Source organism: Maribrevibacterium harenarium (assembly GCF_006385675.1).
Classification (GTDB): domain Bacteria; phylum Pseudomonadota; class Gammaproteobacteria; order Pseudomonadales; family Marinomonadaceae; genus Marinomonas; species Marinomonas harenarium.
Window position 1 is genome coordinate 1 of the sequence record NZ_VFRR01000035.1, and the last position, 21,498, is coordinate 21,498.

Genomic DNA, 21,498 nt, shown 5'->3' on the forward strand with positions numbered 1-21,498 from the left:
CGATCTTGGGGTAATTCATTTAGCGGCCATGACGGATGGAAATGAGGCTGAAGTGATCGTGGGGCGCGGGCTTCGCTCGCTTATCCAGTATCGTAATCGTAAGCTAGCAGAGTTTTCGAGACTGCAAAGCAGGCTCAAGAAAGGCTCCCGTAAAGCACGTAAGCTGCGTGTCTCTAAAGCCAAGATGCTTACCCGCAATGACCACCAAATTCGTAACTTGCTGCATCATGCCTCTAAGCAAATGGTGGACTTCTGCGTTGCTCAGGGTGCAGGAATGCTGGTGGTGGGCGATTGCATCAATATGAGTAAGAACGCTCGTAAGCGAAGAAAAGGCTCCAGTCGAAGCAACCAAATGAACAGCAATAATCCTTTAGGGCAGTTGCTTGAATATGTGAAATACAAAGGGAAACAGCGCGGTATTAAGCTAGAAAAAGAATCAGAGCAATACACCTCCCAAACCTGCCCGAAATGCGGCCATCGGCACAAACCTTCGGGGCGTATCTACCAATGTAAGAATCCAGAATGCGACTTTATTGGGATACGGGATCTTGTTGGCGCAGCTAACATTTTAAATAAAAGCGAGAACGGCTTAATCGTTCCAAGCTACCAACTTCCGCCAGCTATGGCAAAGTATCGCAGGCCTATAAAAACACCTGTCGCAAGGTTGAACTGCGTAGTCCCGCTGACAACGGGCAAGTTGCTTGATACTACCCTCGAAGCGGCTCAGGCACTCTTGAGTGCAGACAGTAATATGTCGTCTGAGCTGCCTCATGTGGCTTAATCAAGAATCTCCGCAGCTTGCTGCGCGAGAGTTGTCAATTTACGCAACCGCTTCCGCTATTTCTGATAAAACTCCCGGCACAGGGTGAGCAGTTTCTCCATATCCAGATGCTCAGCGCAGCTTTGTGCCAAGCGTGCCACTTCCCGTTCCCGCAGGGCTTCATAGTCAAATGGGGTAAAGTCCTTCGCCCCAGCCCAAGTTAAAAGTGCAGCTAATGTATCGGCATCATCCAGTAAGCCGTGCAGGTAGGTGCCAATGACTTGTCCATCTGGGCTGATGGCACCATCCGGTGTGCCATTTTCCAACCGGGCGAAAGCGTTCAAAGGTGCGTGATGCGTGGTAACGCCGGCGTGGATTTCATAACCTTTTACTGGTGCATTGCCTAACGTTGGTAATACCCCCTGACGCAGTTTCAGTTGTTTTTCCTTGGCTAAAGTGGTGCTGATCGGTAGGTAACTGAATCCCGCCATGGAAGAGGGTTGCTCATTTTCCAAACCATCTGGATCGTGGAGGCTTTCCCCCAGCATTTGGTAACCGCCGCAGATCCCCAATAATTTTCCGCCATAGCGTAAGTGACGATCTAGGTAGTCCTGCCAGCCATAGTCACGTAAAAAAGCCAAATCCGCTTGCACGCTTTTACTACCCGGTAGAATGACCAAATCGGCAGGAGGGATCGCATCACCGGCGCGGACTAGGGTGACGTTGACGTTTGGATGTAGGCGCAAGGCATCCCAGTCCGTATGGTTGCTGGTGCGGGGCAAGATCGGGATGACGACATTGAGTTTGGTTTGCTGCTGGTCTTTGGTTACGGTGTTGGCGACCGCGTCTTCCGCCTCTAAATGGAAATCCATCAGATAAGGCAGCACACCGAGGACAGGCTTACCTGTTCGCTCCTCCAACCAATCAAGACCTGATTGTAGTAGGCTAATATCGCCACGAAAGCGATTGATAACAAAGCCGACAACGCGCTTTTGTTCACTGGGTGACAATAACGCTAGGGTGCCCACCAAATGAGCGAAGACGCCCCCCTTATCAATGTCCGCGATGATGATCACCGGGCAGTCTACCGCCTCGGCAAAGCCCATATTGGCGATATCTCGATCCCGCAAATTGATTTCCGCTGGGCTACCGGCACCTTCCGTGACAACCACATCATATTGTTGTTGCAGTCGATAAAATGAATCCAGCGCAGCTTGTTTGGCGACGGTTTTGTACTCGTGATAGCTCACTGCATTCATATTGCCGATGGCTTGCCCATGAATAATCACTTGCGCCCCAATATCTGTATTGGGTTTGAGCAAAATTGGGTTCATATCCACATGGGGCTCAAGTCCCGCTGCGTAAGCTTGCACTGCCTGAGCGCGACCAATTTCTTTACCATCCGCTGTCACCGCGCTATTCAATGCCATGTTTTGCGGTTTAAAAGGGGCGATGTTAAAACCCTGTTGTTTAAGCAGGCGACATAGACCGGTAACCAAGGTGCTTTTGCCGGCATCTGAGGTGGTGCCTTGCACCATGATACTGAAGAATGACATGCGGGAAATTCACTTCACTACATCGAAAGAGTGCTAAAATTCTACCCTATTTTTCTCGGCTACCCCATGAAGGTTTTGTAGGTCAACTTGATGGATTTTCTAATTAACTACATATCTAGCACCGCATGGGCGGTATTTTTTGCGCTTATGCTGGATCGCTTACTTGGGGAGCCAAAAGGTTGGCACCCACTTATTTGGTTTGGCAATTGGGCCCGCCTATGTCGTGATACAGTTCAGGCCAAAGTCACCCATGATTCACAGCAACAACGTCGCCAGGGGATTCAAGCTTGGTGCGCCAGCGTCTTGCCTTGGCTCGTTATTTTGATGTTATTGCTTTGGTTGTTGCCGCCACTATTGGAGTTCCTATTGTCTGTGGTGGTGCTTTATTTTGCCATTGGCTGGCAAAGTCTGCGGGAGCATACCCGAGATATCAGCGATCCCTTATCCCACGGTTGGTTAGAAGAAAGTCGCACAGCAGTTGGGCGTATTGTCAGTCGGGATACCCAATCACTCAATGAAGAAGAAATTGCCAAAGCAGGGATTGAGTCGGTGTTAGAAAATGGTAGTGATGCGATCTTCGCCCCTATTTTCTGGTTTGTGCTGTTGGGTCCCTTCGGTGCTTTACTATATCGCCTCGCCAATACCCTAGATGCCATGTGGGGTTATAAAACGGAAGAGTTGCTACATTTTGGGTGGTTCTCGGCGCGCTTTGATGATGTATTGAATTGGCTTCCGGCCCGTCTGGTTGTCTGGACCTATGGGGTATTGGGGAATCGGGAAGCTGCACTGCGCTGCGCGAACACCCAAGGAAAAGGTTGGAAAAGCCCGAATGCGGGGCCTGTTATGGCTGCTGGTGCTGGAGCGTTAGGTATTCAGTTAGGCGGGGCTGCCACCTATTTCGGCCAAGTGCAGCAGCGTCCGGTATTAGGGGAGGGGCAACGACCCCAAGCTGCGGATTTAACACGCGCAATACAACTGGTGGATAAAGGAGTCTGGCTATGGCTAGCGGTAATCTTCGTTTTCATTTAACCCCGCTACCTCATGGTGGTGACCTAGGCAGTCTGTTGCGACACAAGGGTGGAGATAAAGCACAGTGGCTAGATTTGTCATCAGCCTGCAATCGGGTGCCTTGGTGCCCGCCGGCGTCCTTCATCGAACCTTGGAGTGGCTTGCCAGATTTGACGCCGCTGAAACTCGCAGCCACGGCTTATTATGGTGCTGAGCCAGCCGTAATTGGTGCCGGTACCCAGCAATTGATCGAGGCATTGCCACCTTTATGGCGGGTGCAGTACGGTCTGGGGGTGGTGATGATCCCGGCAATCGGCTACCGAGAGCATGGCTTTGCTTGGGACAAGTGGGGTTTTACCATTCGCACCTATGAAAATGTGGCTGAACTATTGGATCAAGACTGGCAGGTAGCCGTGGTGATACACCCCAACAACCCAACGGGTGACGTTGTTTCTTTTGCTCTACAACAAGAACTGATGGAGTGTCTGACAGCCCATCCCGATCGCTTGTTGGTATGGGACGAAGCCTTTATCGATGTCACTCCAGAACAGAGCCTGCTTAACAAAGATCACTTTGCCACTTTGCCTGATAATCTTGCCGTATTGCGCTCGGTGGGTAAGTTCTATGGTCTTGAAGGGTTCCGCGTTGGTTTCTTATTCGGCTTGCCGAAGCAACGGGCATTTTTACAATCCCAAATGGGACCTTGGCCGATTGCCAGCATCTCGGTGGCTCGGGTGAGTGGTGCGCTCTTAGATAGAGAATGGCAACAAACCACGCGGGAGCGACTTGTGGAGCAAATGTTAGCTTTCAAAGAGCGGGTAATCCCCAAGTTTTGTAGTGTGTTTGATTCGGTGGAATACCAACTGACACCCTTTTTTTGTACTTGGTTTTTGGACGATGCGCTGCAAGCTGAACAAGTGTTTCAGTCTCTGCACCAAGTAAAAGTGCACACTCGCTTGGGAGAAGGCTGGATTCGGGTAGCCATGCCTACATTTAGTGAATTAGAAACGTTAAATAGCCGCTTAACCTCTCTGATTTCTGGGCGCTACGGCAAGGAGTTGGCATGAAGCACTTAGTACTGGGCGGTGTGAAAAGCGGCAAGAGCGTTTTCGCGGAACAATGGATTTGCCAACAAGACCGTGACATCGTCTACATTGCCACCAATATGGTGTGGGACGAGGGGATGCAAGCAAGAGTGGCAGTGCACCAAGCTCGGCGCCCAGCCACTTGGGAATTGATTGAAGAACCGGTGGCCCTAGGTGGCACCCTAGACGCGTTGGCAACCAGAGCCAACCCGCCTGCGGTTATCTTGGAATGCTTATCTTTATGGATGACCAATCTTCTCTGCGCTGAGGAAGAAGCCCTGCTAGAGCAGGAGTATCAGGCTTTTCTCGCAGCGCTGGCGACTTACCCCGCGCCCATCGTCATGGTCAGCGCGGAAGTTGGGTTGGGTGTTATGCCAGATAATGCCTTGGGGAGAAAATTCGCCGACCGTATTGGGGTGTTGAATCAAACCCTGGGGCAGCAAGTGGAACAGGTTACCTTCGTTGCGGCGGGGTTGCCGTTGACGTTAAAAAGTACTAAATGATCATTGCTTGATTTACACTGATGTAAATCCTAACCAATTGGTCTAAAATTCGCGCCTTTAAATTAATACCTTAGCTGATTGCAGCTTGCTAAATCATTGTTTCGTTTAGGTCGTATTTCGTGGAGGAGTGACGCCATGACCCCATATTCCAAGGATTTTCCCGTTAGTTGGGAAGAGTTACACCGCAATACTCGTGCGTTAGCTTGGCGCTTGCTGGAGCAGGGCCCTTGGAAAGGCATTATCGCCATCACCCGAGGCGGTTTGGTGCCTGCCGCGATCTTGTGTCGTGAAATGGATATTCGCCTGATTGATACCATCTGCGTGGTGAGCTACGAATCCGGTAATGGTGATGCTACTGCCAACGTACAGGGAGACCTGCGTATTCTTAAAGGAGTAGAAGGGGATGGAGAAGGCTTCATTTTGATCGATGATCTGGTTGATACGGGCAAGACCGCCAAGGCTATCCGTGCCTTGTTGCCGAAAGCCCATTTCGCCACCATTTATGCCAAGCCTGCCGGTAAGCCTTTGGTAGACACATTTATTACGGAAGTGAGTCAAGATACCTGGATTCGTTTCCCTTGGGATATGGAATACACCTTCTCCACGCCGCTGGCAGACAGACAAAAGTCTTAAACCTTTGCAAAATGCTTTGTACGGTTCGCTTCTGATTGGCTAAACTGATCTAACGTGGCAATAGTTGCAAACAGATACAAATATTGTCACTTCATTTGCATAGTTATGGTCTAGGTTTATGGTATGGAAAGCCTCATATTGTTGGGGCTTTTGTTCAAATCATAGCTCATACACAGTTTGCTATAAGGATACGTTATGAAGCACTCGTTCGCACGCGCAGTTTTGCTTGGCTGCTTGGTTCTGTTGCCCGCTTTTGCTTGGGCGCAAGGCTTTGTGGCTCGGGCACAATTCTCCTCTGATGTGGTCGATCGGGAGCCGATTGACGATATTGGTAGTACCATCAAGGTGGAATACGGTGAAATTCAGCGGGTTTATTTCTTCTCTGACCTGCGAGAAATGCAAGGAACACAGGTGGTACATCGCTGGTTGTTGGACGGGGACGTGCAAGCAGAAATTCCGTTTGATATCGGTGGTAACCGCTGGCGGGTCTGGTCATCCAAGCGCTTGATGCCAGGTTTTGACGGTCATTGGGCGGTGGAAGTTGTTCAAGACGGTGATATCATTGAAACCTATTCGTTTGATTACGTTGATGAGTAACCGCTTTAGAAGGTAGTCGTTATGCCCCATATTCGTGCCCGAGGTTTGGCGCTAGAAGAGTTAGAGTTAGTATCCGATCTATTGATCGAGCAGTTAGCGGTGGCGATGAATACCCCCGCCAATGAGTTTACCCTTGAATACACGCCAGTCACTTATTTCGCGGTGGGTGGTGCTGCTCCTGCTTATCCTTTCTTTGAGATTCTGTGGTTTGATCGCGGTGCCGAAGTAAAAGCCAAAGTCGCCACGATTATTGACGACCTAATCCGCCCTCAGGTGGAGCCCGGTTTGGATGTCACGGTGCTATTCCATGATTTGAAAGGTGCTGACTACTTCGAGAACAAACAGCACTTTTGAGCACTACTGACAGCGTTATAAAATAAAACCAGTCCCAGGGACTGGTTAAGTTGATTGATAAGTCTCAACTAGCTGGTGTGCGTCAGATCAAATCATCCAAATCAACATTTAATGCTTCCGCGATTCTCTTCAGGGTATCCACTGCCCCAGACTTTTTACCTGCTTCAATCTGCGAAATATACGCTGATGATACGCCTGAATGTTTGGCTAGCGTAGCTTGGCTCAAACCTCGATATTCCCGCCAGACTTTTATCGGTGATTCACCATCTAATAGACGGTCAACCAACTCCGCGGGAACAGATTCTTCTTGGCCGCTGTCGATGGCCTGACGGATGGCAGTAGCCTCTTTGATATCTTCTAGGGCTTCTAGGCGGGCCTCCAACGCATACCACTCTTCGATTGGTAGCACCACGAATGCGGGACGCCCATCTTTTTCTAACACCTGCATATCACTTTATCCCGAATTTGTTTGGCGATTGGCGTTGGCATCTTCCGTAACATTTTTAACGCTTGTTTGCTGTATAAAAACAGTGAACATATCATCAATAATAACCCATAGTTAATATTTAAGAAAAATTAAAAATAACTCAAAGTTATCTTTATGTTAGGAGAAGCACTCCGATTTTTCAATTGTGCGGATAGGGCAGAGAGAAATGTTTGTCTTATTTTGGGGCAAAAATAGAGAGTTTGATAATGAGGCCCCGCCATGCGGCGGGGGCTTGATTAGCTGTCTAAAACCATCTGAGCGCTGACTTTATTTTGCTCTCAGTCTACTTCTGGAAGTCGTAGATACTACCCAGTTGCAGTATTTGAGTGAGTTCATCCAAGGCGCGGCGGCTTTCCATCAATAGCTGAGGGTCGGCAAGGTCGGCCTCGTGCAGTTCATCCCGGTAATGCTTGTCGACCCATTGGTTCAAGGTTTTGAATAGAGTGTCGCTCATGAGTGAGCTAGGGTTCACCGCGGCTAATTCCTCTTGGGTCAACGCGACCCGTAAGCGCAGGCACGCTGGGCCGCCGCCGTTGCTCATGCTCTGTTTCAAATCAAACACTTTCACATCTTTGATCGGCGTATCACCTTGTAGTAAGTGACTGAGGTAGTTCCAAACATTGGAATTTTCCTTAACTTCCGCAGGCACGACTAACGTCATGTTGCCATCCGCACGCTGCACCAATTGGCTGTTGAATAGATAGGACTGCACACAGTCGGAAATGGCTACTGCATCCCGCGGAACTTCTACTAGGTAAAAGGGCTTATCTTGCTCCCCCCAAGCACGCAGCAAATCCTCCCGCATTCTTAAGGTATCGAGGAATGCATCCTGATGATAGAAATGCACATTGCCGTTGCCCACCGCGATCACATCGTTGTGAAACACGCCAGCGTCGATAGCATCTGGATTTTGCTGGGCATACACCACTTTGTCAGGGTTTAAGCCATGGTTTCGTGCCACGGCTTGTGAGGCTTCTAGGGTATGACGTGCAGGGAACTTTTGTGGCCTTGGTGCGGCAGCGTTAAATGCCGACGTACCATAGACAAAGAACTCTATGCCTTGCTCCCCATAATCCCGACAGAAGCGAGTATGGTTGGCAGCCCCTTCATCACCAAAGTGATCGACACTGGGTAAGGCTGGATGATGGGCAAAATGCTTGCTGTCGTTAAATGTCGCCTTGAGAATCGCGCTGGTGGTGGTGTGCTCAATGGAGCGGTGAAATTTATTCACTAAGTTGGCCGGCGTGAAATGCACACGACCATCTTTTGTATCCCCGCTAGGGGAAACCGTGGCAGCGTTAGCGGTCCACATACAGGAAGCAGAGCTGACTGCTGCCAACAATTTAGGTGCTTGTTTGGCTGCGTCGGCAAGAATTTGCGCATCACTACCCAGAAAGCCAAGGGATCTCAACGTGGGGATATGGGGGCGTTCATGGGGAGGTAACACCCCTTGCACTAAACCCATATCTGCCAGCGCTTTCATTTTGGTCAGACCTTGTTTGGCCGCTGCTTTAGGATTCGAGGGACGGGCCACATTGTTTAGCGAGGCCACATTACCAAAGGAAAGGCCGCTGTAATTGTGAGTGGGGCCGACTAATCCGTCGAAATTCGCTTCAATTGCTTGGGTCATATTCGTTACCTCTTCTATTAATTGGCCCCGATCAGAACCTAAAACCATGGGGTAGGGTTTCCGGTAAAGTTAACGTATCCACTTCGATACTGGCGACCGGATAGGCACAATAATCCGCCGCGTAATAAGCGCTTGGACGATGGTTACCACTTGCTCCCGGACCGCCGAATGGTAGGGCGCTGGAGGCGCCGGTAGTCTGACGGTTCCAGTTGATGATGCCGGCACGGGCTCTGGCTAAAAAGTAGTCGTATTCTGCGGCATCATCACTGAGTAAGCCTGCCGATAGGCCAAATTCCGTATTGTTGGCTATACGAATGGCTTCATCGAAATCCTCATAGCGAATGACCGTGAGTAACGGGCCAAAGTATTCCTTATCTGGTAAGGCATACTGGATCTCGGTTGCATCTACGATCCCAGGGGTAACAAAGCCCGTGTGGGCTGCACCCCGTTGCATTGGTACAAGGACGTTAGCGCCTAATTCTACTAAGTGATTAAAGGCTTGTTGCAAACCATCGGCCGCTTGGGTGGACACCACTGGGCCCATAAATGGTGCAGGCTCGGCGTCGAAGCGATCCACCACCAAATTTGCGACGGTGCTCACCAATAGATCGATCAAAGCATCCCCATGGCGACCTTGTGGTACTAATAAACGGCGCGCGCAGGTACAACGTTGTCCGGCAGAAAGAAACGCAGACTGGATAATTTCATGTACCGCTGCTTTTAGGTCTGCAGTTTGCTCGGACACGATCAGCGGGTTGTTCCCCCCCATTTCTAGGGCGAGAATTTTACCCGGATGTCCGGCGAATTGTTTGTGCAGCAGTTGACCGACCTGTGGGCTACCGGTAAAGAATAGGCCGTCAATATCGGCGTGGTTTGCCAAAGCAATGCCAGTCTCTCGTTCCCCTTGTACCAAGTTGACAACGCCCGCTGGCAGTCCGGCTTGTTGCCATAACTGCATAACCAAATCCGATGTTGCTGGAGCCAGTTCACTGGGCTTAAACACCACCGTATTACCCGCAATCAGCGCCGGTACGATATGTCCATTAGGTAAATGCCCTGGGAAGTTGTAGGGGCCAAACACCGCCACCACACCATGGGGGCGGTGGCGCAAGCGGGCTTTGGCGTTGCCCGGCATATCCGTGGATTTTTCCCCGGTGCGTTCGTCGTAAGCCTGTTTCGAGATGCCCACTTTACCTACCATGGCTGCCACTTCGGTACGGGTTTCCCACAAGGGTTTACCCGTTTCCTGGCTGATGATTAGGGCGAGTTGTTCGGTGTGGCTTTTTACTAATTCAGCAAACCGGTCAATAATGTCGATCCGTTCTTGCCGTGGGCGATTGGCCCAGTCAAAAAAAGCTCCACGGGCGCTGGCGACAGCATGGTTCACTTGCTCGGCGCTGGCGCTGCGGCCTTGCCAGACACAGGTGCCGTCAGCTGGGTCAATGGATTTGAACTCAGGGCCTTGGCCCGCAACCCATGTGCCGTTGATAAATAGCTGCTGTTGCATAAAGACTCCTGTGTTAGCGATTGGAATAAGGGGACAATTCGACGATACGAACTGGCTCGCGATTTTGGATATTCAAGGCTTTGGCTTCTTCGTCACTGAGCACTAAGCTACTACCCGGTGGCGTGCTACGCTGAATCATGATGCAGCGGAAATCCTGCACTTTAGAATTGGCAACCAAATAGGTTGTACCAGAGTCTGTGGCTTTAGGTTGTCCGACGGTAGCTAGTGCCAAGCGGCTTTCGCGCACGGCACGGATGTCTTGCACAAAGACTTCCAGAGTTGGGCCACCATCAAAAATGTCCACATAGTCCGCGAAGCGGAAGCCTTCTTGTTCCAGCAAACGGCGCGCAGGTTCGGTGCTTTTGTGTACTTTGCCGATCACTTCCCGCGCTTCAGGTGGCAGAAGATTCACATACACCGGATTGTGGGGCATCAGCTCGGCGATAAACTGCTTACTACCGAGGGAGGTCAGCTCATCAGCACGGCTAAAGTCGATGGAGAAAAAGTGGCGTCCTAAGCTCTCCCAAAGAGGAGACACACCATTTTCATCACTGACACCACGCATTTCCGCAAAGATTTTTTCGGTAAAACGCTCTGGAAATTGGGCTAAAAACAAAAAACGGGACTTTGACAATAACTGACCGTTCCGAGAGTGGCGGTAGTCTTCTTCAAGAAATAGGGTGCAGACTTCACTGCAGCCGGTGTAGTCGTTATTGAGGGTCAGAGTTGGGTGAACGTTGTGTACGCCAAGCTCCCGTGAGGAGTGTGTCACCATCCCCAAGTGATAGCTGTAAAAAGGCTCATCGTAGCCCACCGTCGCTAGTAAGCCACATACGCCGACGATGTTATCAGCTTCGGTATCTTCCAACACGAACAGGTAGCTTTCTTCTCCCGGTTGATTTAACTCTTCTAGAGAAAAGGAGCGAACGGCTGCTTCAATCTTACGTTGCAGAATAGGCTCATCGGCAACCAGGGACGTAAAGCCAACGCCGGTTTTGGCGGCTAGGCGGTATAGTGCTGCCAAGTCATTTTGGGTAATAGGTCGTATCACCATCATAACGGGGTTCCTCTGTTAAAGTGCTACCCACTGGATGCGGCTGCCGGATTTAACGTGCAGCCGCTCTTGGGTACTATGATCAATGGCTAGGCCGGCCACTTGGGGTTCAGCTGGAGCAGCGGTGACGCGGAAGTCCTCCAAATGCCCTGCTGCAATTAAGTGTAGTGCCTCACTCTGAGTATCGGGATGAATTAATGCTTTACCGCTGCGTTGCTCGGTAATCGTGCGTAAGTCTCTTACCCTTGCCTCCACGGTCGGACCAGCATCGAAAATGTCCACGTAGCCTCTAAACTCAAAGCCTTCGGCAAGCAGAATGTCGGCGGTATTTTCGGAATCTTCATGTACCACACCAATGACGTCTTGGGCCTCTTGAGGCAGTGTCGGTACGTAGATGGGGTAGCGGGGCATCAGTTCGGCAATAAAATGCTTATTGCTCACGCCAGATAGGTAGTCTGCCTTTTTGAAATCCATAGAGAAAAAGTGCTTACCGAGGGCATCCCAAAATGGTGAATAGCCGTGGCGGTCGCTTTCTCCCCGTAGTTCCACAAACAGCTTTTGGGTAAAGCGGTCTGGGTGACGGGCAATAAATAAGAGGCGCGCCCGTGACAGTAACGACATGGCGACTGGATTCTGATGGGCTTTTTCCACCACCAAAGAGATTAGACGACTCATACCGCTGTAATCATGGCACAGAAATAGGGCTGGAATACGATTATGGATTTGCAATTGAGGGGAGGCATGCACTACATCATCGATGCGGTAGCTGTAAAAGGGGGTGTCCACGCCGACCATGGAATCTATGCCACAGGCTCCGACTACCCGCTGGTTGGAAGTATCCACTAATACAAATAGATAAGACTCCCCACCGGGTTGCACCACATCCGTATGCAAGGCACGCTGACTCGCGGCAATTTTGTCATTGAGCCGATCCCGGTTGGCGGGAAAGTTGGTGATACCAATCCCTGCTTGTTGAGCTAATCGCTCTAAATCTGGCAGATCAGCAAATTCAGCTGGGCGAACCAAATACATGGGCATGACTCCTTTGGTGAGGCTTTTCTTGTATTATTACCCAAGCCGCCACAGGGCAGTAGTTGGCTAATTTCGTAAAAGCGACCAATGGTTCCCCTATGGGGACAAAATAGGTCGAATTCTAAAAATAATGGGAGAACAGGCAATGAAGTCAGGGGTCTATCGTCACTACAAAGGGGCGGAATATTGGGTTGAACGAGAAGTCACCCATAGTGAAACGGAAGAAATACTGGTGCTGTATCAAGCCCTATATGGAGAGTTTGGTTGGTGGGTGAGACCGAAAACCATGTTCAAGGAACTGGTGGAGATTAATGGCGAGACCATTCCCCGTTTTGAATGGATCAGAGCAGCTCGTTAAGGGACTGCTCTGGTATAGCTTATCAGGTCTAGGGATGAATCCAGGGGGATGCCCGCATAATGTCTAAAATGCGTCCCCGCAGCCAGCGATGGGCTGGGTCTTTGTCGGAACGTTCGGGCCAGACCAATTGAATCGGGAAACGCCCGCCAAATGGATCTACATCGGTCACTTCTTTGGGCAAGGGGAGAATACGGATAGGATTTAAACCAATATTTTTGCTTGCCACATCTTTGAATAATTGTCCCATGGCTAGGCTGGTAACCAGTGCCATACCCCGGTTAACCGCCGTTTTCGCCACAACTAGGCTGTCGGTTTCCAAATCGGGCTCAATACAAAAGCCCTGCTGACGGAGCTTTTGCACCGTGATCACCGCCGACGTGGTGCTGTGGTCACGTAGGTTGCAAGATACTGTCCGATGGGCAATTAATTCATCAAGAGTAACACTTTCCTGGTGATAGAGCGGATGCTGATCACTTAGCACCACGCAGCCATCCATTTTGCCCACCTCAACACTGCGTAAGTTATTCGGCAAGCTATGGGTCACTAGAATCCCCAGATCGGCTTTATGCTCATAAATATCCGTTACCCCTTCGTCACTCCAGGAGGTAAAAGACAAACGTACCTTGGGAGCCTCACTAAACACATGGCAGAGCACTGGGTCAATGAATGCGCTGATTAGGTTTTCGTCTACTTTTAGGCGAAACTGACGATCTAGGGTTGCCAAGTCGAGGTGTATGGGTTTTAACAGCTCAGACATGGACTCTAACACGGGCTGAACTTGTTTAAATAGCTCATTCGCGCGGAAAGTCGGACTTAAACCATAGGCTTGTCGAGTGAATAAGGGGTCACCAAATGTTTCCCTCAGCCGCTGTAAGCTCTTACTCAATGCCGGTTGGGTGATATTCAGCCGTTCCGCAGCGCGAGAGACACTTTCCTCTTGGAAAATGACCGCAAAGGCCACCAGCAGCTTAATATCCAGTTTCAACAAGTCATCGATTTTCATGAAATACCTCAACCGCTACCTAAACGGTAGCGGCATCTATTGGATTACTAAAAGTCATGGTGTTTGCGATAGGGAATCTTATAGAACATCGCATAAAACACCGGAACGGCAATCAAGGTTAACAACGTAGCAAAGCCTAACCCGAAAGAGATCACCACCGCCATGCCTTCAAAGAAGGCGTCGTACAAGAGCGGAATCATCCCCAAAATCGTGGTGATGGCGGCCATGCACACTGGGCGTACCCGACTTACTGCAGAGCGGAATACGGCCTCGTATTTTTCCGTGCCTTGATCCAATTCATAATTGATTTGGTCGGCCAAGACGATACCGTTTTTCACAATCATCCCCGACAAACTGAGGAACCCTAGCAAGGCCATAAAGCTGAATGCCGAATCCATAATTAACAGACCCGAGGACACCCCAATCAGCGCCATCGGCACACATAACCAGATCACTAACGGCAAGCGGATCGAGTTAAACAGCAAGATGGTGATGATGAACATAAACAAGTAGCCCATCGGTAGCGAGGTGAAAATATTCGCCTGCGCATCGGTGCTGCTTTCGTACTCACCACCCCATTCTAAAGCGTAGCCCGGTGGTAGTGGGATGGCTTCCACATCGGCACGAATGCGGCTGAACACGGCCATGGCGGTTTCATTACCCAACACCAAGGGGTCTGCTTTTACCGTAATGGTCCGTTTACGGTCACGACGTTCGATAATCGGGTCTTCCCATACGGTTTCAAAGCCATCGACTACGTTTGCCACAGACACATAATTGCCGGTTGCCGCACTGTAGATCTGCAAATCGCGAATTTGTTCAATGGAAACTCGCTCATTTTCTGGCACGGTCTGCACGATTGGAATTAAATCACTACCCTCACGGTACAAGCCAATTTGTGAACCGGTAAAGTTGGTCAGTAAGACATCATCCAGATCTTTTTTACTGATCCCCAAGCGACGGGCTTGGGCATCATCAAAGATAGGGCGTAGTACTTTCACCGGCTGGCGCCAGTCATCTTTGATATTCTCAAGGCCACCATCGGCACGATAGATGCCTTGAATTTGCTCACTTACCTGACGTAGAACAACAGGATCAGGGCCGCTAATACGGGCTTCGATTTTCGAGCCAGTGGCGGGGCCTAACTGCAAGCGCTGTAGCTTAAATTCTAAATCTGGGTAGCCAGCCTTCATCTTCTGGTAGGTTTCTTCCATCAAAGCGGGAATCACCTCAGCGGATTTCGCCCGCACGATAAACTGTGCGTAGCCCGCGTCAGTTTGTTCGGCAGAGTAGGTCAGCATAAAGCGCAAGGTGCCTTGCCCCGTAGTGCTGGTGATGAACTCAATGCGCTCATCCCCTACGAGCATTTGCTCGATCTCTTTCACCTTGGCATAGGTAGCATCAATATGTGACCCTTCTGGCATATTGATGTCCAGATAGAACATCGGCGTCGTGGATGGTGGGAAGAAGGCTTGCTTCACAAATTGGAATGACCAACCGGCAGTCAGCAGCGCTGCAACCAAGATGATTACTGCAGATTTGCGATAATGCATGGCTCGATCCAGCAACCACTTATAGCCAGTGAATAAGAAACCTTGGTAAGGGTCCCGGTCGCCTTCCTCTTCGTGGTGGTCGAGCAGATCTTCTTTGAAGAACAAATCACAGAAGAATGGGGTGAGGGTAATCGCCGTTACCCAGCTGAGCATTAAGGAAATCAGCAACACATAGAACAAAGAACCAACGAACTCACCTACCGAGTCTGGTGACAGACCGATCGGTGCAAAAGCGGTGATTGCAATGACAGTTGCACCTAGCAAGGGCCATTTGGTTTGATCAACGACACTTGATGCCGCCTGCATTTTGGTTTGTCCTCGGCGTAAACCGATAAGAATCCCTTCGGTGACCACAATGGCGTTATCCACCAACATCCCTAGGGCGATAATCAAGCCACCCAAGGAAATCCGCTGTAGGTCGATATTGAAATAATCCATCACAATAAAGGTGCCAAGGATGGTCAGTAACAACACCAAGCCAATCAAGATCCCTGAACGCACCCCCATAAAGACCAACAAAACGAGGATAACAATGCCTACCGCAGCGGCTAAGTTGGTGAGGAAGTCCGTTACTGAGCGATCCACTTCTTTAGATTGGAAGTAAACCGTATCCATGCTGATGCCAACCGGCTGTTGATAAGCCAATTCATTGAGGCGCTGCTCGATACGTTCACCGACTTCTACTACGTTAACACCAGAGCTAAAGGAAATCCCCAGCAACAAAGAGCTGTTGCCATCGAAATTCACCAAATGACTTTGTGGGTCGACGTATTCCCGTTTGATGGTGGCCACATCCCGTAAGCGAATCAGACTGCCATCCCCCGGCGTACCGACGATCAGGTTTTCTAATTCGGCAATATCCTGAAACTCGCCAGTGGAGCTAATACGAATGTATTCCGAACCTACCTGTACCCGGCCAGCATTGGTGACCGTGTTTTGATTGGACAAGAGGGTTTGCAGTTGGCTTGGGGCAACCCCCATATTGGCAAGCTTAGAACGGGAAATCTCGATAGTGATTTGCTCGTTTTGCTCGGCAGCCACGGCTACTTTCGCGACCCCATCGACTAGTACCAGTTCGCGCTTAACATAATCAACGTAAGTGGCTAAGTCCTTGTAAGGATAGCCTTCACCGTGTACGGCGAGCATAACGCCGTATACATCACCGAAGTCATCCACCACAATCGGGGTAGCCACGCCAGTCGGGAAGCGGCTGCTCATATCGCGAATGTTTTTACGTACCTCGTCCCAGATTTGCTTCAGCTCACCGGCCCGGTAGGTATCCTTAATAGTCAGTTGTACCTTGGAGTAACCCGCCTTGGAGGTAGACTTTATTTTGTCCAAGTAGGGCAGGTTTTGTAGGGTTTCCTCAATCGGGTAAGTGACTTCTTCTTCCACCTGTTCTGGGGATGCACCAGGGTAGTAAGTGATTACTAGTGCATCTTTAATGGTAAATTCTGGGTCTTCTAGGCGACCTAAATCCATAAAAGACAGTGCACCACCGACTAGCAATAATACAGTCACCAACCAGCTGGTGACTTTGCGTTCAATAAAGTATCCAGCGATATTCATCAGATGCCTCGCTCACGTTGCCATGGACGCACTTTCATATCTGCGGTTAGGCTATGTACACCGGCTGCGACGATTTGGTCGCCGGGACGTAGGCCTTCGACCACGATGATGCTGTCTTTTTGCATGTCTCCAAGTTTAATCACCCGCGGAGCAACCTGTTGTGTGGCTGGGTCATATACCCAAACCGACGGCTGTGCTGCCCCTGGCTTACCCACCACAGCTTCGATAGGGATTTGGATTTTACCTTGCTGGTCGTTGAGACGATTAATGTCCAAGGTAACCGTGGCTGTCATGCCCGGTAGCACTTGTTTCAAGGCATCCCCTTTAGGGCGTACAGATAGGGTTGCATTGTAGGCTTTGGTGGTAACATCAGGTGTCGTTTGGTGTTCTTTGTAAACACCGTAGAAGGTGAAATCGGGTAACGCATCCACTTCTACAGTGGCTTGTTGGGCTTGTGTTAGTTGACGAATACCGCCGACCAAACGCTCAGGTATCTGAAAGCTTACGTCTAAATCTTCCAAATTCTGAATATGCATTAAGCCTTGAGCCGCGCCGATGTATTGGAAATTCTCAACGTTGACGGTCGCAATGACACCATCGTATGGGGCGTATAACTTGGTGTAAGCAAGTTGGTTGCGGGCATTTTGCAGGGCATTGGATGCTTGGTCTAAGCCTGCTTTCGCTTCGTCAAATTGCGCCTGAGTCGCCGCGTTTTGGCTAAGAATTTTTTGAATACGATCAAACTGCGATTTCGCTAAGCGGTAGTTTGCTTCGCTTAGCTCTACTTGAAGGGCAAAATCAGTGGGATCAAGCTCCGCCAGCAATTCGCCTTTTTTTACGGTCTGGCCATCTTTAACATTCAAGCGAATGACTTGGCCACTTACACGAAATGCGAGATCGGCTTCTTCACTGGCTTCAATTTCAGCCGGGAAACGGCGCAGGGCTTGCGCCTCTTCGTTGGCGACGGTGAACAGCTTAACGGGGCGAACTAAATCACTTACAGTGGGCTCGCTGACCTCAGCGGTATCCTGTTGGCAGCCGGCTAAGGTAAGTAAGCCCATGGCGCTGATAAGCAAAGCATGCTTTAACTTCATAGTTGGTTATCTCGATCTGATTATGGGTAGATAGGAAATAACCAAATTCTATATCTTGGGATGAAAGATATAAACGACAGTGTGGATATGCAAGATATTCCTTGTGCTTATAGCTTCACAAATTTAGCATTCAAATGAGTTATATTGTGAATTTTCCCATAAAATCTATTTGCGGCCGTGTCTCTGTTTATATTGCCCTGGTGAATAGCCTCGTATCACAGATTCTGAGCGCTGCTGGAGATGTTTGGTTTTGCGGCCATTCACTCTAGCACGCCAGAGGCGAAAACTACGGGGCTGCATATGACGCTGCATGACTTTGATGGTTTGCGCTTCGGTTAATCCAAATTGGTGTTCAATGGCCTCAAATGGCGTGCGGTCTTCCCAAGCCATTTCCACGATACGGGAGATATCCGCCGGCGTTAGCACTTCCTCATTATTCATACACATATCCGTAATGGTAATTTTATGACTTTGTGTTTACGCTTGAAGGCACAGACTGGATTGAACTTTTTGGTGAAAAGGCAGTATTCATGGAAATACCGATGACTTGGTTGCGAACGGGGATAGTCGCCCTCGGGTTGACACTACTTGGTGGCTGCGCCAGTGGACCTGAGCGTACAGGGATTGCCACCAGTTTCCCCAACGATGAGTTACAGATTTATGTGGAAGAGGATGTGGCTTATTTGTCTGGGGTACTCGATAGGGATTTGCCGGGGCGCTTGAAGGCAATGATAGCTGACCACCCTAACGTGACTGACTTAGTATTGGTTGATGTGCCCGGTTCTGTCGATCAAAATGCGACCATGGCAAGCGCCCAGCTGATTCGACGCTTGGGGCTAAATACTCATATCGCCAAAACGGGTTATGTATTGTCAGGTGGCGTAGATCTCTTTCTCGGTGGTAAAAAGCGCACTATCGGTGCCGGTGCTGGGGTTGGGGTGCATTCTTGGCGCTCGGTGGAAGAGTGGGGGAGTGATGTCAACCTAGCGGATCCCGTTCATGCCGCCTACGTAAACTTCTATCTTGCCATGGGTGTGCCGGAGCGTTTTTACTGGTTTACCTTAGAAGCAGCACCACCAGAGCGGGTATATTTCCTCTCTCCAGAGGAAATCTATGAATATCGATTAGTTACTCCTCGCTAGGATCGACTATGGAGCAGATTGAACTGTTCGCCATTGAAAGTCCCTGTCGTGGCATTTGCCAAACCAGTAAAAAAGGCTATTGCAAGGGCTGCTTGCGTAGTCGGGAAGAACGTTTTCATTGGTATGAAATGGATGAAGCCCAGCGCCGCCAAGTATTACAGTTATGCAAAGCCCGTTGGCAGCGCTTGGTGAAGGCTAGGCAAGAGCGTCTTGAACAGGATTCTGACAAGACACTGCCTTATGGCATTGTGGAGCTCGATTTCGAGCCCCCTGCCACTTAGTACTTGAACTTGTGAGTAGTCTGATTCAGTTGCTGGGATAGTTCCGCTAGTTTGTCGCTTGCTAGGGCGATCTGTTGCAACGCCAATTCGTTTTCTTCGGACATTTGACGCAAGGTTGCCAAGCGGTCGCTAATATCCCCAGAAACACTGGATTGCTCTTCAGTCGCGGTCGCGATCTGCAGCACCATATCACTGGCCTGTTCCACATATTCCACCGCATGCTGTAGGTCACCTACGGTGTGCTCAGCGCTATTTACTAGGGTATTAGCCCGTTCAATACTGCGATTTACCGTTTGCTGGGCGGTTTTCGAGCCAGATTGCAAATTGCGAATCAAATCATCAATATTCTCGGTTTCTTTTTGCGTGTTCATCGCTAACTGACGAACTTCATCCGCTACCACCGCAAAGCCCCGACCTTGCTCCCCGGCACGGGCCGCTTCGATAGCAGCGTTCAAGGCTAGCAAGTTAGTCTGATCGGCGATGCCCTTAATGGTTTCCAGTACCGTTGTAATGGATGCGGCAAGGTCATGTACTTGATCCACTTCGCGACCTGCACGAGTCAGTTCATCGGCAACTTGTTTCAGTTCCGTAGAGACTTTACTCACATCTCCCGCACTTTGGGAAACGGTAGACTTAGTTTGCTGAGCCGCATCGGCGGCTTGGTTGGCATTGGCGGCAATTTCCCCAACAGAAGAGGACATTTGCGTCATCGCAGAGGAGACGGAATCGGTCTGGCGATGTTGCTCTAGTAGATTGATCTTGGCTTGGCTGGATGCGGTAGCCACTTCTTCGGAAGTGCGGGCTTGGGTAGAGGAAGCCTCGCCAATCTCTTTGGTCATATGGCGCAGATCATGCACCATCTGGGCAAGAGCTTTGTATATGCCGGTCTCTTTACCATGATCAGTAAATTGATGGGTGAGATTGCCTTTTGATACCTCATGGACAATGGCGAGCAGATCTTTTGGCTCTCCACCAAGAGGTACAATCACTGCGCGCACGGTCACCACAGCGATAACAATGAGTACCACTAGGGTGATAATCATCAGTACGCCTGCTATCCAATATAGCTGATACACAGCGGCAAAGGCTTCATCGGCATTCAACTCAGCCAACATTATCCAATCTAGGGATTTGTAGGTAAGCGGGGTGTAAGCGGACAGAACATCGTCGCCATTGTAATTACGGGTTTCAATGATACCGGTCTCACCTTGCAAGGCTTTGCCTACCGATGGCAAACCGTCATCGAATTGATTGTTTTGTTGGAATGATGGCACCACTTGGAAACTGTCATTGTGACGCGCATCAGAACGGGCCAACAGATCGCGACCAACCAAGTAGGTTTCACCAGTCTCACCCATGCCTGAGCGATTACCCATAATGCCATTAAGCTTATCAAGAGGCACTTGGGCGATCATAACCCCTTGTAAATAGCCGCTTTCATCCATCATCGGAGAGGCGATAAAGGCTGCCGGTGCCGCATAGGAAGGCAGGTATTGCTCAAAATCCACAAAAACGGACTGACCGGATTGTAGTTCTGATGCTTGTTTGAAGGCTTTGCCAATTGCTGAATTGGCGTATGGGCCGCTAGTTAGAGAAGTCGCGTAGTCGGTTTCTTTGTAGTAGCTGTAAACCATATCACCAGTGCTACTAACCAGAAACACATCATAGAAGTGGTAGCGGTCTTGGATCTCATCAACATAGGGTTGTACTTCTTTATGCACATCGTCGTACATAAAGCCAAGTTTGGAGACCAGTAGATTTTGTTTCTCGCCAATTGGGTTTTCGTTATCAATTAAATAGGCTTCTTGCAGAATGACTGCTGTATCGCTCATTTGCGCGATGATGGCAGCGGGTTTAAATAGCTCCGGCTGACTGAAGTTGGGTTTCACCTCGGCATTATAGTAGTCCACCAAGCGCTGACGTTTGTTGGCCAGATCCGCTGGGGTGTATTCCACCTCGTAATCCCCTTCTGCCACTTGCTCATAGGCATATCGGAAGTTACTTAAGGCCCGTTGTAAGCTAGGCTCCGCAGCCATGAGCTCGACTTGGTTGGTAAGACCTGCTAGGTAGTCTTCGATAGCGGTCTGTTTATTGTCCCGGATCGACTCTAATTGGTTAAAGGATTGCTCCCTAAGGGAATTAGAAGCAACCTGAATCGCCATCACCACGGTAATCAAAACCGGAATGGCACCAATTAACATGCTAAGTAATAATTTGTGTGAAAACTTCATAGTGGTTCCTTAACCGAGGTTGTCCTTGACCATCCCTGAGTCGAAAAAATAAGCAGAATCC

At 49.8% G+C, this 21,498-nt stretch carries 21 protein-coding genes; 10 read left to right on the forward strand and 11 right to left on the reverse strand.

Features of this window, described 5'->3' with window-relative positions; genetic code table 11:
• On the forward strand, nt 1–781 hold a 781-nt coding region (locus FJM67_RS13415), incomplete at its 5' end, for an RNA-guided endonuclease InsQ/TnpB family protein (protein WP_140590183.1).
• 56 nt (nt 782–837) lie between these two features.
• Here the strand turns inward: FJM67_RS13415 and FJM67_RS13420 are convergent.
• Nucleotides 838–2,316 carry a cobyric acid synthase gene (locus FJM67_RS13420; protein ID WP_140590186.1) on the reverse strand — a complete coding sequence of 493 codons (1,479 nt, stop codon included), beginning with the start codon at nt 2,314–2,316 and terminating at the stop codon, nt 838–840.
• Between the two features lie 90 nt (nt 2,317–2,406).
• On the opposite strand from FJM67_RS13420, the gene cbiB reads away from it, so the two are divergent.
• From cbiB to FJM67_RS13450, 6 genes are all read left to right on the forward strand, one after another.
• A complete protein-coding gene (gene cbiB / locus FJM67_RS13425) occupies nt 2,407–3,345 on the forward strand; it encodes an adenosylcobinamide-phosphate synthase CbiB (protein WP_140590188.1) in 939 nt (312 codons plus the stop codon).
• Nucleotides 3,315–4,391, forward strand: coding sequence for an aminotransferase class I/II-fold pyridoxal phosphate-dependent enzyme (locus FJM67_RS13430; RefSeq protein ID WP_140590191.1), 1,077 nt, complete (start codon nt 3,315–3,317; stop codon nt 4,389–4,391). Before cbiB ends, FJM67_RS13430 begins: the two co-directional genes overlap by 31 nt.
• Complete coding sequence (gene cobU, locus FJM67_RS13435) at nt 4,388–4,912, forward strand: bifunctional adenosylcobinamide kinase/adenosylcobinamide-phosphate guanylyltransferase (protein WP_140590194.1); 525 nt, start codon at nt 4,388–4,390, stop codon at nt 4,910–4,912. Before FJM67_RS13430 ends, cobU begins: the two co-directional genes overlap by 4 nt.
• Nucleotides 4,913–5,047: 135 nt before the next feature.
• Nucleotides 5,048–5,545, forward strand: coding sequence for a xanthine phosphoribosyltransferase (gene gpt / locus FJM67_RS13440; RefSeq protein ID WP_140590196.1), 498 nt, complete (start codon nt 5,048–5,050; stop codon nt 5,543–5,545).
• Between the two features lie 195 nt (nt 5,546–5,740).
• Entirely contained in the window at nt 5,741–6,142 is a 402-nt protein-coding gene (locus FJM67_RS13445) for a DUF2914 domain-containing protein (protein WP_140590199.1), read from the forward strand.
• Nucleotides 6,143–6,163: 21 nt separating this feature from the next.
• Nucleotides 6,164–6,496, forward strand: a complete 333-nt coding sequence (locus tag FJM67_RS13450; protein ID WP_140590202.1) for a DUF1904 family protein — start codon at nt 6,164–6,166, stop codon at nt 6,494–6,496.
• A gap of 82 nt (nt 6,497–6,578) precedes the next feature.
• On the opposite strand, the gene FJM67_RS13455 is transcribed toward FJM67_RS13450, so the two are convergent.
• From FJM67_RS13455 to FJM67_RS13475, 5 genes are all read right to left on the reverse strand, one after another.
• A complete protein-coding gene (locus FJM67_RS13455) occupies nt 6,579–6,944 on the reverse strand; it encodes a helix-turn-helix domain-containing protein (protein ID WP_140590206.1) in 366 nt (121 codons plus the stop codon).
• A 322-nt stretch (nt 6,945–7,266) separates the two neighbouring features.
• Complete coding sequence (astB, locus tag FJM67_RS13460; RefSeq protein WP_140590209.1) at nt 7,267–8,613, reverse strand: N-succinylarginine dihydrolase; 1,347 nt, start codon at nt 8,611–8,613, stop codon at nt 7,267–7,269.
• 31 nt (nt 8,614–8,644) lie between these two features.
• Nucleotides 8,645–10,120 (reverse strand): succinylglutamate-semialdehyde dehydrogenase, encoded by a 1,476-nt coding sequence (astD, locus tag FJM67_RS13465; RefSeq protein ID WP_140590212.1) that lies wholly within the window; start codon nt 10,118–10,120, stop codon nt 8,645–8,647.
• Between the two features lie 13 nt (nt 10,121–10,133).
• Entirely contained in the window at nt 10,134–11,177 is a 1,044-nt protein-coding gene (astA, locus tag FJM67_RS13470; RefSeq protein WP_140590215.1) for an arginine N-succinyltransferase, read from the reverse strand.
• Between the two features lie 15 nt (nt 11,178–11,192).
• The gene (locus tag FJM67_RS13475) at nt 11,193–12,206 is read right to left on the reverse strand and encodes an arginine N-succinyltransferase (protein WP_140590218.1); all 1,014 of its coding nucleotides are present in this window, start codon (nt 12,204–12,206) and stop codon (nt 11,193–11,195) included.
• A gap of 145 nt (nt 12,207–12,351) precedes the next feature.
• Here FJM67_RS13475 and FJM67_RS13480 point away from each other — a divergent pair, with 145 nt between their 5' ends.
• The gene (locus tag FJM67_RS13480; RefSeq protein WP_140590220.1) at nt 12,352–12,564 is read left to right on the forward strand and encodes a DUF1653 domain-containing protein; all 213 of its coding nucleotides are present in this window, start codon (nt 12,352–12,354) and stop codon (nt 12,562–12,564) included.
• Between the two features lie 28 nt (nt 12,565–12,592).
• Here FJM67_RS13480 and FJM67_RS13485 read toward each other — a convergent pair whose 3' ends face one another.
• The 4 genes from FJM67_RS13485 to FJM67_RS13500 form a co-directional block, all read right to left on the reverse strand.
• Entirely contained in the window at nt 12,593–13,567 is a 975-nt protein-coding gene (locus FJM67_RS13485; RefSeq protein WP_140590223.1) for a LysR family transcriptional regulator, read from the reverse strand.
• A 47-nt stretch (nt 13,568–13,614) separates the two neighbouring features.
• A complete protein-coding gene (locus tag FJM67_RS13490) occupies nt 13,615–16,689 on the reverse strand; it encodes an efflux RND transporter permease subunit (RefSeq protein WP_140590225.1) in 3,075 nt (1,024 codons plus the stop codon).
• Nucleotides 16,689–17,783, reverse strand: a complete 1,095-nt coding sequence (locus FJM67_RS13495) for an efflux RND transporter periplasmic adaptor subunit (RefSeq protein ID WP_140590228.1) — start codon at nt 17,781–17,783, stop codon at nt 16,689–16,691. Before FJM67_RS13495 ends, FJM67_RS13490 begins: the two co-directional genes overlap by 1 nt.
• Before the next feature lie 165 nt (nt 17,784–17,948).
• Nucleotides 17,949–18,224 (reverse strand): TIGR03643 family protein, encoded by a 276-nt coding sequence (locus FJM67_RS13500; protein ID WP_140590230.1) that lies wholly within the window; start codon nt 18,222–18,224, stop codon nt 17,949–17,951.
• An 89-nt stretch (nt 18,225–18,313) separates the two neighbouring features.
• Between FJM67_RS13500 and FJM67_RS13505 the strand changes: the two genes are divergently transcribed.
• Nucleotides 18,314–18,925 (forward strand): COG3904 family protein, encoded by a 612-nt coding sequence (locus FJM67_RS13505; RefSeq protein ID WP_140590233.1) that lies wholly within the window; start codon nt 18,314–18,316, stop codon nt 18,923–18,925.
• Nucleotides 18,926–18,933: 8 nt separating this feature from the next.
• Nucleotides 18,934–19,206 (forward strand): DUF1289 domain-containing protein, encoded by a 273-nt coding sequence (locus tag FJM67_RS13510; protein ID WP_140590236.1) that lies wholly within the window; start codon nt 18,934–18,936, stop codon nt 19,204–19,206.
• Here FJM67_RS13510 and FJM67_RS17560 read toward each other — a convergent pair.
• Complete coding sequence (locus FJM67_RS17560) at nt 19,203–21,437, reverse strand: methyl-accepting chemotaxis protein (protein WP_181161512.1); 2,235 nt, start codon at nt 21,435–21,437, stop codon at nt 19,203–19,205. The genes FJM67_RS13510 and FJM67_RS17560 overlap by 4 nt on opposite strands.
• Nucleotides 21,438–21,498: the final 61 nt, after the last annotated feature.